The 13,939-nt window shown below is 68.2% G+C and carries 16 protein-coding genes and 2 pseudogenes; 13 read left to right on the forward strand and 5 right to left on the reverse strand.

Annotated features, from left to right (window positions below):
• Nucleotides 1-130: 130 nt before the first annotated feature.
• The 4 genes and pseudogenes from CSW60_RS14465 to CSW60_RS14475 all read left to right on the forward strand — a co-directional run bounded on the left by CSW60_RS14465 (nt 131) and on the right by CSW60_RS14475 (nt 3,821).
• A complete protein-coding gene (locus CSW60_RS14465) occupies nt 131-502 on the forward strand; it encodes an MmcQ/YjbR family DNA-binding protein (protein WP_099538047.1) in 372 nt (123 codons plus the stop codon).
• 41 nt (nt 503-543) lie between these two features.
• Nucleotides 544-2,334, forward strand: a complete 1,791-nt coding sequence (locus CSW60_RS14470) for a M3 family oligoendopeptidase (RefSeq protein ID WP_099538048.1) — start codon at nt 544-546, stop codon at nt 2,332-2,334.
• A gap of 24 nt (nt 2,335-2,358) precedes the next feature.
• Nucleotides 2,359-2,465: pseudogene (locus CSW60_RS24060) on the forward strand (hypothetical protein); the annotation flags it as partial.
• Between the two features lie 3 nt (nt 2,466-2,468).
• Nucleotides 2,469-3,821: an AarF/ABC1/UbiB kinase family protein gene (locus CSW60_RS14475; protein ID WP_099538049.1), complete on the forward strand. Its 1,353-nt coding sequence runs from the start codon at nt 2,469-2,471 to the stop codon at nt 3,819-3,821.
• Here the strand turns inward: CSW60_RS14475 and CSW60_RS14480 are convergent.
• Together CSW60_RS14480 and CSW60_RS14485 are read right to left on the reverse strand one after the other, a co-directional pair.
• Entirely contained in the window at nt 3,818-4,417 is a 600-nt protein-coding gene (locus tag CSW60_RS14480; RefSeq protein WP_099538050.1) for a hypothetical protein, read from the reverse strand. The two genes, CSW60_RS14475 and CSW60_RS14480, sit on opposite strands and share 4 nt — an antisense overlap.
• On the reverse strand, nt 4,407-4,910 hold the full coding sequence (locus CSW60_RS14485) for an RNA polymerase sigma factor (protein ID WP_099539133.1): 504 nt from the start codon (nt 4,908-4,910) through the stop codon (nt 4,407-4,409). Before CSW60_RS14485 ends, CSW60_RS14480 begins: the two co-directional genes overlap by 11 nt.
• Nucleotides 4,911-5,012: 102 nt before the next feature.
• Between CSW60_RS14485 and CSW60_RS14490 the strand changes: the two genes are divergently transcribed.
• The 7 genes from CSW60_RS14490 to CSW60_RS14520 all read left to right on the forward strand — a co-directional run bounded on the left by CSW60_RS14490 (nt 5,013) and on the right by CSW60_RS14520 (nt 10,745).
• Nucleotides 5,013-5,486: a PaaI family thioesterase gene (locus tag CSW60_RS14490; protein WP_099538051.1), complete on the forward strand. Its 474-nt coding sequence runs from the start codon at nt 5,013-5,015 to the stop codon at nt 5,484-5,486.
• A 3-nt stretch (nt 5,487-5,489) separates the two neighbouring features.
• Nucleotides 5,490-6,413 carry an alpha/beta fold hydrolase gene (locus CSW60_RS14495; protein ID WP_099538052.1) on the forward strand — a complete coding sequence of 308 codons (924 nt, stop codon included), beginning with the start codon at nt 5,490-5,492 and terminating at the stop codon, nt 6,411-6,413.
• A 56-nt stretch (nt 6,414-6,469) separates the two neighbouring features.
• Nucleotides 6,470-7,405: a glycosyltransferase family 9 protein gene (locus CSW60_RS14500; protein WP_099539134.1), complete on the forward strand. Its 936-nt coding sequence runs from the start codon at nt 6,470-6,472 to the stop codon at nt 7,403-7,405.
• A gap of 60 nt (nt 7,406-7,465) precedes the next feature.
• Nucleotides 7,466-7,696 carry an aa3-type cytochrome c oxidase subunit IV gene (locus CSW60_RS14505; RefSeq protein WP_099538053.1) on the forward strand — a complete coding sequence of 77 codons (231 nt, stop codon included), beginning with the start codon at nt 7,466-7,468 and terminating at the stop codon, nt 7,694-7,696.
• 118 nt (nt 7,697-7,814) lie between these two features.
• Complete coding sequence (locus CSW60_RS14510) at nt 7,815-8,957, forward strand: Re/Si-specific NAD(P)(+) transhydrogenase subunit alpha (RefSeq protein ID WP_201723065.1); 1,143 nt, start codon at nt 7,815-7,817, stop codon at nt 8,955-8,957.
• Between the two features lie 25 nt (nt 8,958-8,982).
• On the forward strand, nt 8,983-9,303 hold the full coding sequence (locus CSW60_RS14515; RefSeq protein WP_099538054.1) for a proton-translocating transhydrogenase family protein: 321 nt from the start codon (nt 8,983-8,985) through the stop codon (nt 9,301-9,303).
• 23 nt (nt 9,304-9,326) lie between these two features.
• Nucleotides 9,327-10,745: an NAD(P)(+) transhydrogenase (Re/Si-specific) subunit beta gene (locus tag CSW60_RS14520; protein WP_099538055.1), complete on the forward strand. Its 1,419-nt coding sequence runs from the start codon at nt 9,327-9,329 to the stop codon at nt 10,743-10,745.
• Nucleotides 10,746-10,854: 109 nt separating this feature from the next.
• On the opposite strand, the gene CSW60_RS14525 is transcribed toward CSW60_RS14520, so the two are convergent.
• Nucleotides 10,855-11,196: a UrcA family protein gene (locus CSW60_RS14525; protein ID WP_099538056.1), complete on the reverse strand. Its 342-nt coding sequence runs from the start codon at nt 11,194-11,196 to the stop codon at nt 10,855-10,857.
• A 420-nt stretch (nt 11,197-11,616) separates the two neighbouring features.
• Here CSW60_RS14525 and CSW60_RS14530 point away from each other — a divergent pair, with 420 nt between their 5' ends.
• Nucleotides 11,617-12,381: a M23 family metallopeptidase gene (locus CSW60_RS14530; RefSeq protein WP_236634289.1), complete on the forward strand. Its 765-nt coding sequence runs from the start codon at nt 11,617-11,619 to the stop codon at nt 12,379-12,381.
• Nucleotides 12,382-12,441: 60 nt separating this feature from the next.
• A complete protein-coding gene (locus CSW60_RS14535) occupies nt 12,442-13,395 on the forward strand; it encodes an alpha/beta fold hydrolase (protein WP_099539136.1) in 954 nt (317 codons plus the stop codon).
• Between the two features lie 20 nt (nt 13,396-13,415).
• Here CSW60_RS14535 and CSW60_RS24065 read toward each other — a convergent pair.
• Nucleotides 13,416-13,533, reverse strand: a pseudogene (locus CSW60_RS24065) (hypothetical protein); the annotation flags it as partial.
• Between the two features lie 82 nt (nt 13,534-13,615).
• Nucleotides 13,616-13,852 (reverse strand): 30S ribosomal protein S21, encoded by a 237-nt coding sequence (gene rpsU, locus CSW60_RS14540; RefSeq protein WP_082769410.1) that lies wholly within the window; start codon nt 13,850-13,852, stop codon nt 13,616-13,618.
• Nucleotides 13,853-13,939: the final 87 nt, after the last annotated feature.

A 13,939-nucleotide genomic window follows, 5' to 3' on the forward strand; every position in this document is an offset into this window, starting at 1 on the left:
CACGCCCACGTGGAGCGAGGCTCTTGTTGGTTCAGAGTGATACACTCGCGGGGTAAACACCGGCTTTCGGAGAGGTGTCGCGAACCTTAAGGTTTAGCCTTAACAGGGTCTTACGCGGGGAGCGTGCGTGATGGACATGGAGGGCGCGGTCAAGCTCGCCCTGGCCTTGCCGGAGGTCTCGGGCGGGATCGGCGACGGCGGCCAAGTCGGCTTCGATGTCGGCGGCAAGGGTTTGGCCTGGAGCTATCTGGCGCGTCCCGCCCCCAAGGCCAAGCGCGTCCTGGTTCCGGGCGTGCTCGCCGTTCGTTGCCCGACCGAGACCAAGAATATGCTCCTCGAGGCCGCGCCCGACCGCTTCTTCACCGACGACCATTATCGGAACTATCCGGCGGTGCTGGTCAGACTGGAGACGATCGAGCCGGACGAACTAGAGAGCCTGCTGCGCGGCGCGTGGAAGACCGTCGCGCCGGCCGCCGTCAAGAAACGGCATCCGCACGTTTGACGCATTGCGCGGGCGGGGGGCGGAGGCCTATCTGCTGATCCATGAACGCGCCCTTCAAGCCCGACACCCCGCCCGAATGGAACCTGGCCGACCTCTATGTCGGCCGCGACGATCCCCGCATCGAGACCGACCTTTCCGCCGCCAAGGCCGCCAATGACGAGCTGGCCTCGCTGGAGGGCATGTTCCTGGAGGCCCGCAAGGAGCCCCAGCGCCTGGGCGTGCTGCTGGATCGCGGGATCACGCTTTATGAGCAGGCCACCAACGGCTTGTGGGGCGTCGGCGCCTACGCCGCCCTCGCGGCTTCGGTCGCGCGCGACGATCCGGCCTGGGCCAAGTTCGAGGCGGACCTGAGGGCCCGCTCCTCCCAGATCGCCGCCGAGAGCCTGTTCTTCACCCTGGAGCTGAACCAGCTGGAGGACAGCGAGATCGCCAAGGCGCTCGACGCCCATCCCGAGGCCGCGCGCTGGGCGCCGTGGCTGCGTCGCGTGCGCCTGTCGCGGCCGCACGAGCTGTCGCCCGAGCTGGAGCGCTTCATCGTCGACAAGGCCCCCGCCGTCGCCAACTGGGTGCGGCTGTGGGACGAGACCCTGGCCAAGCTCACCGCCAATGTCGGCGACGAGAGCCTGACTCTGTCCGAGGCGCTGAATCGTCTCTCCGACCCGGACGTCGCCCGCCGCAAGGCCGCCGCCGAGGGGCTCGCCAAGGCTCTGGAAGAGCGCGCCTCGACCCAGGCCCTGGTGCTCAACACCCTGGCCTTCGAAAAGCAGGTCGAGGACCGCTGGCGCCGCTACGAGACGCCGGCCCAGTCGCGCCACCTCGCCAACGAGGTCGACGCCGACGCGGTCGACGCCCTGGAGCAGGCGGTGGTCGAGGCCTATCCGCGCCTGTCGCACCGCTACTACGCGCTCAAGGCCAAGGTCATGGGCCTGGAGGTCCTGGACTATTGGGACCGCAACGCGCCGTTGACCGCCGCCGCCCCGCGCGCTTACGCCTGGGACGAGGCCAAGGGCATGGTGCTGGAGAGCTTCCAGGACCTGGCGCCCCAGTTCGCCGACGCCGCGCGGGTGTTCTTCGACAAGCCGTGGATCGACGCCAAGCCGCGTCCCGGCAAGCAGTCGGGCGCCTTCGCCCACCCGGTGACGGCCGACCGCCACCCGTTCGTGTTCATGAACTACATGGGCGAGCGGCGCGACGTGCTGACCCTGGCCCACGAGCTGGGTCACGCCGTCCACCAGACCCTGTGCCAGCCGCTGGGCACCCTGCTGGCCGACACGCCCCTGACCCTGGCCGAGACGGCCTCGATCTTCGGCGAGGGCCTGGTGTTCGACCGCCTATTGGCCGAGGCCTCGCCGGAGGACCGCAAGGGCCTCTTGGCTGGCAAGATCGAGGACGGCCTCAACACCGTGGTGCGCCAGATCGCCTTCCACCGCTTCGAGCGACGGTTCCACGAGGCCCGGCTGGAGGGCGAGCTGTCGCCCGACCAGATCGGCGCCCTGTGGCTGGATGTGATGGGCGAAAGTCTCGGCCCGGCCGTGAAGCTGAACCCGGGCTACGAGCATTACTGGGCCTATGTCAGCCACTTCTGCCACGCGCCGTTCTACGTCTACGCCTATGCGTTCGGGGACCTCCTGGTGCGAGGCCTGATGGAAAAGCGCCGCGAGGACCCCGCCAGGTTCGCGCCGCTCTACGAGCAGCTGCTGGCGGCGGGCGGGACCAAGACCTATGTCGAGGCCCTGGCGCCGTTCGGGCTGAACCCGCGCGAAAAGGCCTTCTGGGCCGCCGGCTGCGCCCAGCTGGAGCGTCTGGTGGATGAGTTCGAGGCTTTGGTGTGAGCGGATCGCCGATCCAAATCCTCCCCCCAGCGGGGGAGGCGGCGCGAAGCGCCGGAGGGGGAAGTCCTGCTGGGCTTGCCTCTTCCCCCTCCGTCGGCTGCGCCGACACCTCCCCCGCTGGGGGGAGGATCTAGATGGCTGACCGCGACGACCCTGAACGCGACCGGCTTTCCGGCCGCCTCTCCCGCTTCGCCAAGGTGGGCGCGGGTTTATCGGGCGCCGCCGTCAGCTATGGCGCAAACCGCATGTTCGGCGGCGACGAGGCCGACGCGCGCAACGCCAAGGCGCTGAAGGCGGCGCTGGGCGGCCTCAAGGGCCCGCTGATGAAGGCGGCCCAGATGTTCGCCACGGTGCCGGACCTGCTGCCGCCCGAGTTCGCCAAGGAGCTGGCCGAGCTGCAGACCAACGCGCCGGCCATGGGCTGGCCGTTCGTGCGCCGACGGATGGCGGCCGAGCTGGGGCCCGATTGGCAAGCCAAGTTCGCCAGCTTCGAGCACGAGGCCGCCGCCGCCGCCTCGCTAGGCCAGGTCCACCGCGCCACTGCCCATGACGGCCGGGCCCTGGCGGTGAAGCTGCAGTATCCGGACATGCAGAGCGCTGTCGAAAGCGACCTTGGCCAGCTGCGCGCCCTGATCAACCTGTTCAAGCGGATGGACGGCTCGATCGACCCGTCGGAGATGATCGTCGAGATCGGCGACCGCTTGCGCGAGGAGCTGGACTACGGCCGCGAGGCCAAGCTGATGGCGCTGTACGGCGAGTTCTTCGCCGGCCGCGAGGCTATCCGCACGCCGACGCCCGTTCGGGAGCTGTCCACGGGGCGCCTGCTGTCGATGACCTGGCTGGACGGGCAGGGACTTCTGACCTTCAAGACCGCGCCGCAGGAAGTCCGCGACCACATCGCCGCCCTGCTGTTCGAGGCCTGGTGGAGCCCGATGACCCATCTGGGCGTCATCCACGGCGACCCGCATCTTGGGAACTACACCTTCGCCGGAGAGGGCGCCTCGCACCTGAACCTGCTCGATTTCGGCTGCATCCGCATCTTCCCGCCAAAGTTCGTGGCCGGGGTCGTGCGGCTCTATCGGGCGCTGTCCAACGACGACCGCGCCGAGCAGATGGAGGCCTATCGCACCTGGGGCTTCCAGGGGCTGACCGATGACCTGGTCGACACCCTGAACGTCTGGGCGCGCTTCATCTACGGCCCGCTGCTGGACGACCGGGTGCGCACCGTCGCCGACGACGTGCCGCCCGGCGAGTACGGCCGCCGCGAAGCCTTCAAGGTGCGCCAGGCCCTGAAGGCGGTCGGCGGCATCACCATCCCGCGCGAGTTCGTGTTCATGGACCGCGCCGCCATCGGTCTGGGCGCGGCCTTCCTCCACCTTGGGGCGCGCCATAACTGGAAGCAGCTGTTCGAGGCGTCGCTGGAAGGGTTCTCGGAAGAGGCGGTCGCCGAACGGCAGGCCAAGGCTCTGGCGGCGGTCGGGGTCTAGGCCTCGTACTCCTTCAGCAGCGCCTCCAATCGCCGCTGCTCCGGCTTCATGACCCCGAAGTACCGCGCCGCGTTCCAGGTGACGCTGGCGCCGAGGGCCAGGCCGAAGACCAGCAGCATCTGCCAGGCGTCGCGCTCGCTGGCCTTGCCGACCTCGCGCAGCTGTGTGACGCCGATCGCCATCGGAACCAGGAACACCGGCAGCATCATCCAGAAAATCCTCATGTTGGTCCGCGCCCGGCGGTTGGCGGCCAGCATGGCCCTGAGCGTGTCGAGCACCGCCGGCTCTCCAGGCTGGCGGCGATGGCGCAGCAGCGCGCCCGCCGCGAACACGCCCAGCAGCACCAGCCAGCACACGCCCATCATCGCGAGAGCGCCCCATTCGCGGGCGACGTCCATGCGGCCGCCGGCGATCGTTCGCGCCATGATGACGGTGAAGATCGTCATGGTGGTCGCGGGGATGGCGAACAGCAGGATTTCGCCCCGCCGGCGAGCTTTCAGAGTGCGCATCAGGGTCTCCATCAGATAGGCCCGAACCTTGTCGTCGGGCGTGTTGGCCGGCGAGCGCCAGGCGGCTTCCAGGCGGTCAAACTCCATGGTCGGCCTCCTCCACGAGGCTGGCGACGCGCTGGCGGATCCGGGTCAGCCGCGCGCCGACATTGGTTTCCGAAAGGCCGTGCAGGCGGGCGATCTCGGCGTAGGGCAGGCCGTCCAGCGACAGCAGGATCAGCGAGCGCTCGACAGGCGGAAGCCGACGGATGGCGGCGTAGAGCCGCTCCAGCAGGGCGTCCTGCGGATCGCTCCCCGCCTCGCGCATCAGCAGCTCGGCCTCGATCGCGACGCCGCGCAGGCGCCGACGTGTCTCGCCCCGTCGCCAGGTGAGCGCGGCGTTGTGCGCCACGCGGTGGACAAAGGTGCCCGCCGCGCTTTCGGCGCGGAACCTCGGCCGCGCCCTCCACAGCGCCAGGATCATCTCCTGCAGCAGGTCGTGCTGGTCCGCCGGCTCGGCGAAGGCCCGCGCCGTCCGGTGCAGCATCGGCAGATGCGGCCCCAGCCAGTCGGCGAAGTCCCTATCGGCGTCTCTGGCGATATCCCGGCCCATCGATCCCCCGTTTCGAAAGGTTAGATGCCGGACGCCGCGCCGTCCTTACGGAAGGCTTTTCTTTTTTCAAACGCTCGTTAGCCTGACCGCATGTCCGACGACCTGACAGACGCCCAGACCGCGGCAATCCCCGAAGGCTTCTCGCAACTGAACTGGTCGCGGGGCTTTGGCCGGCAGATCGGGCCGCTGTTCGAGCATCGCGAAGGCCCTGGCCAGGCGCGCCTGGCCTTCCGGGTCGAGGAGCACCACACCAACGGTCTGGGCAACTGCCATGGCGGCATGCTGATGAGCTTCGCCGACATGGCCTGGGGGCGGATCATCTCACTCCAGAAGTCCTACAGCTGGGTCACCGTGCGGCTGATGTGCGACTTCCTGTCGGGGGCCAAGCTGGGGGACTGGGTGGAAGGCGAGGGCGAACTGATCGCCGAGGAGGACCTGGTCTTCACCGTGCGCGGCCGCATCTGGTCCGGCGACCGGACCCTGATTACCGGCACCGGGATCTTCAAGGCCCTGAGCCCGCGCAAGCCGCGTCCGGGCGAGCTGAACTACAAGGAAGAGGCTTAAGGCATGGCCGACGATCGGGCCGCGCCCGTCTCGCTGCTCGCGCCGTTCGGCGGCGAGCCTCCGCCCGCGCCCGTGTGGTTCTACGCAGCTATCGATCATCCGCCCGAGCGCTCGACCATCACGGTCGAGGGCGCGAACATCGAGCTTCTGACCTGGGGCGAGGTCGGCAAGCCGGGCCTCTTGTTCCTGCACGGCAACGGCGCCCACGCCGACTGGTGGAGCTTCATCGCCCCGTTCTTCGCGAAAGATTGGCGGGTGGCCGCGATCTCGTGGTCGGGCATGGGCGGCAGCGACTGGCGGCCCGCCTACAGCGCCGAGCTGTTCGCGGCCGAGATCTTCGCGGCGGTCGAGGCGGCGGGGCTTGAGGCCGGCGGGGGCAAGCCGATCGTGGTCGGCCACTCGTTCGGCGGTTTCCCGACCCTCTATTGCGCCGCGCGCCATCCCGAGCGCCTGCGCGGGGCGATCATGGTCGACAGCAGCATCCAGCCGCCGGAGAAGCGCTGGAAAGGCCCGCCGCCGCGCTCGGGCCAAGGCCTGCCGTCCTATCCGAGCCTGGAAGAAGCGCTGACGCGGTTCCGCCTGGCGCCGCCGCAGCCCTGCGAGAACCTCTACATCGCCGACTTCATCGCCCGCCGCTCTCTGAAAGAGGTCGACGGCGCCTGGACCTGGAAGTTCGATCCAGACCTCTGGCACAATTTCCGCATGCCCGATCTCGGGGCTCTGTTGCCCCAGATCGCCTGTCCCGCCGCCTTGATGTGGGGCGAGCGCTCGAACCTGATGCATGCCGAGACCGTCGACTATATGCTTGGGCAAATGCCCAAGGACGTCCTGCTCTTGCCTATTCCCGACGCCGACCACCACGTGATGATCGATCAGCCCCTGGCCTTCGTGGCCGGGTTGCGAGGACTGCTGGCGGCCTGGGCCTGACGGCCGTGACCGGACCCGTCCTCGTCTATGCGCCCGATCGCGGGATCGGCGACCTGATGTGGCACCTGCCGACCATCCGCGCGATCGCGGCGACGACGCCGGAGGGCGCGGTGGTCCTGGTGGCCCGACCTTCCAGTCGGGCGGCCGAGGTGCTGAAGGTCGAACCGACCGTCGCGCGCGTGCTCCATGCGCCGCACTACAAGGGCCGCCTGAAGGGCGTGCGCGAGACCCTCGACTTCCTCCGCCTGTGCAAGGCCGAGAAGCCGCGCGCGGTCTGGATCCTGGAGAAGATCGACCGACCCGCCATCGCCGCCTTTCTGGCGGGCGTGCCCGAGCGGCGCGGCTTTGGCCTGGGACACAGCCAGGAGCGGTTCCTGAACAAGGGGCCGTTCCTGCCGAAGGCCATGCGCCCCGCCCACCGGCTCGACAAGCTGGCGGCCTTCGAGACGGCGCATGGTTTGGCGGTCGAAAGCAGAGAGCCGGCGCTGAAGCTCGACCCCGTCGCCGTCGCCGCGGTGAAGGCGCGCTACGGGGACCGGCCGGGGCCCTGGCTGTGCCTGGGGATCGGCGCCAGCGAGCCGGCGCGCACCTGGCCGGCCGAGCGCTTCGCCGAGACCGCCCAGCGGCTCTCGGACCTGTTCGGCACGGTGTTCTGGGTCGGCGGGCCGCACGAGGCCCAGGCCGCCAAGGCCGCGATCGGCGAGCTGCCCGGCAATCTCGTCGCCTGCGACCTGCCGCTGGACCAGTCGGCGGCCCTGATCGCCCTGTCGGCGGGCTTCCTCGGCAACGACTCCGGCGCGCTGAACGTCGCCGCCGCCGTCGGCACGCCGTGCGTTGGGCTGATGGGCACGGCGCCCGTGCCGGCCTATTCGCGCTGGCTGACCCGCCTCGACGCGGGCGAGGGCCGAATCGCCGACATCACCGTCGACCAGGCTGTCGACGCCGTGCGCGGTAGGTTCACTGCCGAGGCCTGGGTCAATTCGGACGCTTGAGCCCCGGCGGCCCGCGTTGTATCGGGCGAGGGCGTAATTCTTTTCCACTGAGGACGACACATGGCCGGCGACTATCACCGCGGTGAAATGGATATCTCGGAACAGGCGGCGACCTACGCCGCGTTCGGCAAGATGACGAAGTGGGGTTCGCTGGCGGTCGCCACGCTGCTGCTGTTCATCACCCTGCTGTTCTGCACCCCGGCCGGTTTCGTTGGTAGCGCTATCGCTGCTGTCGTGCTGCTGGCGCTGGGCATTGTTCTGCTTCGCGAAAAGCCCGCTCCGGCCCACTGACACCGGTAGACATCGGCATATTTTTTCCCTGACCTGCACGTCACGCCTCGACAAGAGGCAAGACTATCCCCTACAGAGCGCCTCATCCTGATGGGGAAACCAGCGCTCTGGGAGGGGTATGCCGATGGCCGTCATCGCCGTCACAAAAGAAACCCGCGCGAACGAGACGCGGGTCGCGGCCACGCCTGAAACCGTCAAGAAGCTCGGCGCGGCCGGCTTCTCGGTGGTCGTGCAGGCGGGCGCCGGGACGGCCGCGTCCTATCCGGACGCCGACTACGAGGCGGCGGGCGCCAAGATCGCCAAGACCGCCAAGGACGCGATCCAGGGCGCCGATGTCCTGTTCAAGGTCCGTGCGCCCGAGGCCGCCGAGATCGCGGCCCTGAAGAGCGGCGCGATCGTCGCCGCCGCGCTCAATCCCTACCAGGACAAGGAGACGCTGGACGCCCTGGCCAAGGCCGGCGCGACGGCGATCGCCATGGAGTTCATCCCGCGCATCACTCGCGCCCAGGTGATGGACATGCTCTCGTCCCAGGCCAACCTCGCCGGCTATCGCGCCGTGATCGAAGGGGCCGAGGCCTACGGCAAGGCCCTGCCGATGATGATGACCGCCGCCGGCACCGTCGCCGCCGCCAAGGTGTTCATCATGGGCGTCGGCGTCGCCGGCCTGCAGGCCATCGCCACGGCCCGCCGCCTGGGCGCGGTCGTGACCGCCACCGACGTGCGTCCGGCCACCAAGGAGCAGGTCGAGTCGCTGGGCGCCAAGTTCCTGGCCGTCGAGGACGAGGAGTTCAAGAACGCCCAGACGGCCGGCGGTTACGCCAAGGAGATGTCCAAGGAATACCAGGCCAAGCAGGCTGAACTGGTCTCCAGCCACATCGCCAAGCAGGACATCGTCATCACCACCGCCCTGATCCCGGGCCGTCCGGCGCCGAAGCTGGTCACGGCCGCCCAGGTCGCCTCGATGAAGCCGGGCTCGATCCTGGTCGACCTGGCCATCGAGCAGGGCGGCAATGTCGAGGGCGCCAAGCTGAACGAGACGGTCGTCACCCCGAACGGCGTGAAGATTCTCGGCCACGCCAACCTGCCCGGCCGCATCGCCGCCGACGCCAGCGCGCTCTATTCGCGCAACCTGGTGGCCCTGTCGGCCCTGTTCACGAACAAGGAGGGCGCCTTCGCCCCCGATTTCGAGGACGAGATCCTCAAGGCCGCCGTCGTCACCCAGGGCGGCGCGATCGTCCACCCGAACCTGAAGACCGCCTAACCACGCCATCGAAAGGGAGGCTCCCATGGAAGCCGTCGACCCCACCGTGTTCCGTCTGGCGATCTTCGTGCTCGCCATCTTCGTCGGCTACTACGTCGTCTGGAGCGTGACGCCCGCGCTGCACACGCCGCTGATGGCCGTGACCAACGCCATCTCGTCGGTGATCATCGTTGGCGCCCTGCTGGCCGCCGCCGCCCACGGCGCGTCGGGCGAGGCCGTCGCCGGCTCGGTCTGGATCTCAAAGGGGGCCGGCGCCGTCGCCGCGGCCTTCGCGGCGGTCAACATCTTCGGCGGCTTCTTGGTCACCCAGCGAATGCTGGCGATGTACAAGAAGAAGCAGAAGTAAGCGGTCGAGAGGGGATAAACACCATGAACGCCAATCTCGCCGCCATCCTGTACCTCGTCTCGGGGGTGCTGTTCATCCTGGCGCTGCGCGGGCTGTCCAGCCCCGAGACCAGCCGCAAGGGCAACACCTACGGCATGGTCGGCATGGCCATCGCCGTGGCCACCGTGCTCTCCACGCTATGGAGCCAAGGCGCGCTGGACGCCGTCACTCTGGGCCTGATCATCGCCGGCGTCGCCGTCGGCGGCGGCGTGGGCGCGGTGATCGCCCGCAAGGTGCCGATGACCTCGATGCCGCAACTGGTCGCCGCCTTCCACTCGCTGGTCGGCATGGCCGCCTGCCTCGTGGCCGTGGCCGCCATCTATACGCCCGCCGCCTACGGCATCGTGGGCGCGGACGGCCATATCCACCTCAACAGCTTGATCGAGCTGTCGCTGGGCCTGGCCATCGGCGCCATCACCTTCACCGGTTCGGTGATCGCCTTCGCCAAGCTGAACGGCAACATGGGCGGCGCGCCGATCCTGCTGCCGGCCCGACACCTGCTGAACATCGTGATCGCGCTGGCGATCGTCGCTCTGGTCGTGGTGCTGGTCGTCAGCGGCGGTTCGGCCATCTGGGCCTTCTGGGGCATCTTCGCCCTGAGCCTCTTGATCGGCGTCACCCTGATCATCCCGATCGGCGGCGCGGACATGCCCGTCGTGGTGTCGATGCTGAACAGCTATTCCGGCTGGGCGGCGGCGGCCCTGGGCTTCACGCTCGAGAACACGACCCTGATCATCACCGGCGCCCTCGTCGGCTCGTCGGGCGCGATCCTGTCCTACATCATGTGCAAGGGCATGAACCGCAGCTTCATCTCGGTGATCCTGGGCGGCTTCGGCGCCGACGCCGCGGCGGCTGGTCCAGGCGGCAAGGTTGAGACGCGTCCGGTCAAGCAAGGCTCGGCCGACGACGCGGCCTTCATCATGAAGAACGCCAGCAAGGTGATCATCGTCCCGGGCTACGGCATGGCCGTCTCCCAGGCTCAGCACGCCCTGCGCGAAATGGCCGACAAGCTGAAGGAGGAGGGCGTCGAGGTGAAGTACGCCATCCACCCCGTCGCCGGCCGCATGCCGGGCCACATGAACGTGCTGCTGGCCGAAGCCAACGTGCCTTACGACGAGGTGTTCGAGCTGGAAGACATCAACAGCGAGTTCTCGACGGCGGACGTCGCCTTCGTGATCGGCGCCAACGACGTCACCAACCCGGCGGCCAAGACCGATCCGCAGAGCCCGATCTTCGGCATGCCGATCCTGGACGTCGAGAAGGCCCGCACGGTCCTCTTCGTCAAGCGGGGCATGTCCTCGGGCTACGCCGGCGTCGAGAACGAGCTGTTCTTCAAGGACAACACCATGATGCTGTTCGCCGACGCCAAGAAGATGGTCGAAGGCATCGTGAAGGCGCTCTAATCGACCCATCCAAAGGTGAAATGCGAAAGGCCCCGGCGGTGACGCCGGGGCCTTTTTCGTGTGGTCCGGGCGGAGACGCTTCAGGGGCGTCCCCGCTGTCGGGCAAGGATCACTTCGCGGCGACCTCGACGGTCTTGGCTTGAGCCGGGCGGGCCTGATGTTTGGCGCGAGCGACCTGGATATCGGCTTCGCGGTGAGCGTTGGCGACGCAGGCGCGGACGGGCATGGCCAGGTCGCCGCTGCGCATCATCGAACGGCACAGGTCCAGGCCGGCGCGTTCGACGCGGGCGTCGAAGATCTTGGCTTGCGCCGGGTCGGCCATGTTCAGGTCGCCATAGGCGACACGGGCGGTCGGTTCGGCGGCGTTGGCGGCCTGGGTCAGGCCCAGGATCGGAACGGCGGCCAGGCTCAGGCTGGCGACCGTGGTGATGCTCATGATGAACTTGCGCATTAGAAGTATCCCTCTTGATGGCGCTGTTTCTTGCGCCAATGAATACTGTCTAATTTCATGATATCCCAAAGTCCCGTTACGTCTGTTTCATGACGCGTAATTAAGCGAATGAACGACTATTAACAGATGACTTTGTCGTAATGTAGTTGGGCGCCGCGACATTTCCGTCCGTGTCGTGCTTTCCATGATGGCGGACTTCAAGGTTTCGCTTGCCAAGTTCAAGTGAAGCGACCTTGTCTTCAGAAGCAAATCGCGCTCAAAACCCAGATTATCGCAAACGAATGGTTAAGCTGCGCCCTGTTTTGGTCAAAACCGCCAGTCATAGAGCCCGCCATTCATGATCCCGAAAGGTCAATTATGAGATCTGAGCCGCCTTGGCGCGGTCCTCTCGATTGACCGGATATCCCGAGAGGTAGTGGTTTGATTTCTAGAAGCCTGGCTATTCCAGCTCAACAACTGCGCGTGGTGTTTCTCGTGGCGTTGGGCGTGGCGGCCACGATCGGCGCCTTGAACGGCGTCGCGGTCCTTGGAGCCTGGATGTCCGAGCCGCCCGCGGTCGCGACGGTCGAAGAGGATGTCGCCCCGCCCGTCACGGAGTTCGAAGCCCCGGCGCCGCCGCCGCCCGCTTTCGTGTTCGACGCGCCGCTGCCCGGTCGGGTCATCGACTCGCCGTTCGGCCTGCGCCAGTTGCCTTGGGAAGAGAATGGCCGCCTGCACCAGGGCGTCGACATCGCCGCTCCCGCCGGCGCGCCGGTCAAGGCCTCGGCCGACGGCGTGGTCAAGCGCACCGGCGTCAGCCCCACCTACGGCCGTTTCGTCGAGGTGATGCACAAGGGCGGCATGACCACCCTCTACGCCCACCTCAAGGCCCCCGCCCGGAGCGTCAAGAAGGGCGCCTTTGTCCGGCGCGGGGCGACCGTGGCCTTCGTCGGCAATTCGGGGCGCTCGACCGGCTCGCACCTGCACTTCGAGATCCGCAAGGGCGACAAGCCGCTGAACCCGGCCTTCTTCATCGGACGCAGCTTCGCCGAGGCCGACGACATGCCGATCCGCGCGGCGGGCCGGGTCTCCAAGAAGGTGCGGCTGGCGGTCGTGTCGAAATGGCCCGACGGCGTGAAGGGCGGGCCGGTCACGCGCGCCAAGAGCGGCCGTGTGCGGACGCGGATTCCCGTCTCGGAAGGATAAATCTCCGCACCCGGCGCAACGCGCCTCGACGCGTCACAAACCGTCCCTACATTGAACGCCATGATCCAGTTTCTCGGCCGTGGCGTCGCGGGCTTCGCGCTCCTGCTTGTCTCCTATATCGCGGTCGGAGGGCTGATGAGCGCCGCCGGCGCGCCCAAGGCCCGAGGCCAGATGGTCGAGATCGAGCCGGGGCGGACGCTGCGGCTGGTCTGCGAAGGACCCAAGAGCGACCGTCCCGTCGTCTGGCTGGAGGCCGGCGCGTTCGGCCTGGCCGCCGACTGGGGCGCCGTGCAGGAGGCCCTGACCGCCGCTGGCTGGCGCTCCTGCGCCTATGATCGCGCCGGCATGGGCTTCTCGCCGCCCGGACCTTCGCCGCGCGATGGCCTGGCGATCGTCTCCGACTTCGAGAAGCTGATCGCCGCCTCCGGCGAGCCGGGGCCTTACATCCTGGTCGGCCACTCCATGGCCGGGCTGCGCTTGAGGGAGTACGCCGGTCGTAATCCGGACAAGGTGGCGGGTCTGGTCCTGGCCGACGCCGCCACGCCCGAGGCCGCGCAGAACCCGCAGGTGCGGGGCTTCATCAAGGCCTTCGCCAGCCTATCGAAATGGGCGGCGCGCGGGGCCTCCATCGGGCTCTACAAGCCGCTGGCCCATACGCGCCTGGGCGACAAGATCGACCTGCCGCCGGCCGCCAAGGCCGAGAAGGGCTGGGCGTTCGCCAACGGCCGCCACAACCGCACGGCGGCCGAGGAGGTCGGCCTGTGGGCGCAGGCCTCGGCCCAGGCCGGCCAGCAGCCGCCCTTCGACCCGAAGTGGCCGGTGGCGGTCGTCACGGCGGGCCCATTGGCCGGCCGAGAGGCTTGGAAGGAAATGCAGGCCGCCCCCGCCCGCCGTTCGGAGCACGGCATGGTCGACCATGTTGAGGCCGCCAATCACACCCTGCTGATCGGCCGCCGCTTCGCCGACCACATCGTCCGCGCGGTGGCGTTCGTGGCGGACGCGCGGAAGGGATAGCGCCCCCTCCGTCTCGTCGCCTATCGGCGCCGATCCACCTCCCCCGCGAGCGGGGCAGGAGGGGAGCCGCTTCCTCCTCACCCGTGCAACGGGGGAGGTGTCGCGAGGCGAAGCCTCGTGACGGAGGGGGCGCTGAGGTCGCGCCGATCCAGAAACGACGAAGGCCGCGCGGATCGCCGCGCGGCCTTCGAAATCTTCGGCGATGCGAAGGGAAGAGGTCTTAGCGACCGCCAGCCTTCTTCGGCATCGGCAGCAGGCCTTCGCGCTGAGCGCGCTTGCGGGCCAGCTTGCGAGCGCGACGGACGGCTTCAGCCTTTTGGCGAGCGCGCTTTTCCGACGGCTTTTCGTAGTGCACGTGCCGCTTCATTTCGCGGAACGAGCCTTCGCGTTGCATCTTCTTCTTCAGAGCCTTCAGGGCCTGATCGACGTTGTTGTCGCGGACGAAAATCTGGACCAGGGGTATCTCTCCATTCGACAGCCCGACCAATATTCCCAAGTCCCTCTTGAGGGGCCGGGCGGGCGAACAAAACCGGGTAACCTGGAA

The sequence above is a fragment of the Caulobacter sp. X genome (genome assembly GCF_002742635.1).
In the GTDB taxonomy this organism is placed as follows: domain Bacteria; phylum Pseudomonadota; class Alphaproteobacteria; order Caulobacterales; family Caulobacteraceae; genus Caulobacter.

Bases quoted from the DNA above. Each gene is read 5' to 3' on its own strand.
- CSW60_RS14465 (WP_099538047.1), top strand. From the start codon at position 131: ATGGACATGGAGGGCGCGGTCAAGCTCGCCCTGGCCTTGCCGGAGGTC.
- CSW60_RS14470 (WP_099538048.1), top strand. From the start codon at position 544: ATGAACGCGCCCTTCAAGCCCGACACCCCGCCCGAATGGAACCTGGCC.
- CSW60_RS14475 (WP_099538049.1), top strand. From the start codon at position 2,469: ATGGCTGACCGCGACGACCCTGAACGCGACCGGCTTTCCGGCCGCCTC.
- CSW60_RS14480 (WP_099538050.1), bottom strand. From the start codon at position 4,417: ATGGAGTTTGACCGCCTGGAAGCCGCCTGGCGCTCGCCGGCCAACACG.
- CSW60_RS14490 (WP_099538051.1), top strand. From the start codon at position 5,013: ATGTCCGACGACCTGACAGACGCCCAGACCGCGGCAATCCCCGAAGGC.
- CSW60_RS14495 (WP_099538052.1), top strand. From the start codon at position 5,490: ATGGCCGACGATCGGGCCGCGCCCGTCTCGCTGCTCGCGCCGTTCGGC.
- CSW60_RS14500 (WP_099539134.1), top strand. From the start codon at position 6,470: ATGTGGCACCTGCCGACCATCCGCGCGATCGCGGCGACGACGCCGGAG.
- CSW60_RS14505 (WP_099538053.1), top strand. From the start codon at position 7,466: ATGGCCGGCGACTATCACCGCGGTGAAATGGATATCTCGGAACAGGCG.
- CSW60_RS14510 (WP_201723065.1), top strand. From the start codon at position 7,815: ATGCCGATGGCCGTCATCGCCGTCACAAAAGAAACCCGCGCGAACGAG.
- CSW60_RS14515 (WP_099538054.1), top strand. From the start codon at position 8,983: ATGGAAGCCGTCGACCCCACCGTGTTCCGTCTGGCGATCTTCGTGCTC.
- CSW60_RS14520 (WP_099538055.1), top strand. From the start codon at position 9,327: ATGAACGCCAATCTCGCCGCCATCCTGTACCTCGTCTCGGGGGTGCTG.
- CSW60_RS14525 (WP_099538056.1), bottom strand. From the start codon at position 11,196: ATGCGCAAGTTCATCATGAGCATCACCACGGTCGCCAGCCTGAGCCTG.
- CSW60_RS14535 (WP_099539136.1), top strand. From the start codon at position 12,442: ATGATCCAGTTTCTCGGCCGTGGCGTCGCGGGCTTCGCGCTCCTGCTT.